This window comes from Colwellia echini, from assembly GCF_002843355.2.
In the GTDB taxonomy this organism is placed as follows: Bacteria; Pseudomonadota; Gammaproteobacteria; order Enterobacterales; family Alteromonadaceae; genus Colwellia; species Colwellia echini.
This window is the reverse complement of record NZ_PJAI02000068.1, coordinates 1-1,015: the sequence shown is the minus strand read 5'-3', so window position 1 is coordinate 1,015 and position 1,015 is coordinate 1. Positions and strand designations below refer to the sequence as shown.

At 44.4% G+C, this 1,015-nt stretch carries 1 protein-coding gene; it reads right to left on the bottom strand.

Features of this window, described 5'->3' with window-relative positions; genetic code table 11:
• Positions 1–1,015: immunoglobulin-like domain-containing protein (locus CWS31_RS17295; RefSeq protein WP_148747793.1), on the bottom strand; the 1,015-nt coding region annotated here is incomplete at both ends.

Genomic DNA, 1,015 nt, shown 5'->3' with positions numbered 1-1,015 from the left:
TCAACACTGTAGTTATATGCATATTCAGTGCTACGGGTAGTTATAATAATTGTATTGTCGTCACTGATGCCTTCGTTATCAGTTTTCCAACGGGTAATAAAAGGACGCGGCTCAACTACGCTAACCGTGCGCTCTGCCGTACTAGTATTGTTTGAGCTGTCGGTAACCGTGTAAGTCAGTAGGTAATCACCGATGGTATCAGGGTCAATTGTGCCCGTTGGCGCTGCAACAATCGTTTCACCATCAGCGTTATCAAGAGCGGTCGCACCTAGTTCACGATACTCACGGCCTTGGCCTAGCAATATGGTACTGCCACCATTAAGCGTTATAACTGGCGGCGCAATATCTTGTATTGTAATTTCACGTGTAAGTGTACTGCTATTACCAGCAAGGTCAGTGGCGGTATATGTTACCGTGTAAGTGTTAACCATGTCGGTAACAACCGAGGTTTCACCGTCGTTAGTTACCTCTATGCTAGGGTCTACATCATCTGTTGCCGTTGCCCCTGCATCAACATAAACATCTCCGTAATTGTAAATAATTTCAGGCTCACCGGTTAAGGTAATAACAGGTGCGGTAACATCAACCACAGTTACAGTACGGGTAATTGGTGTTGCAGTATTACCTGCAGCATCAGTCGCTGAATAGTTTAAGGTGTATGTTCCTACAACAGCTGTATTAACCGTACCTGTGGTAATAATTGTTACGTCGGTATCAACATCATCAGTGGCGATTGCGCCTTGCTCTATGTAGGTTTGAGGAAAGTTAACGGTGACAACGGTTTCACCCGTTAGGGTAATTTCTGGTGGAGTAATATCAGTTACGTTAACGATTCGAGTTAAGCTACTTTCGTTACCTGCCGCATCGGATGCAGTATAAGTGATGGTATAACTACTGATATTATTGCTATCAACCGAGCCTGAAGATGTTACGTTAACACTGCCGTCAGTATTATCTGTTGCGCTAGCACCTGCATCGATATACTCAGAGCCAACGCCGTGTGTAATAGTGCTAT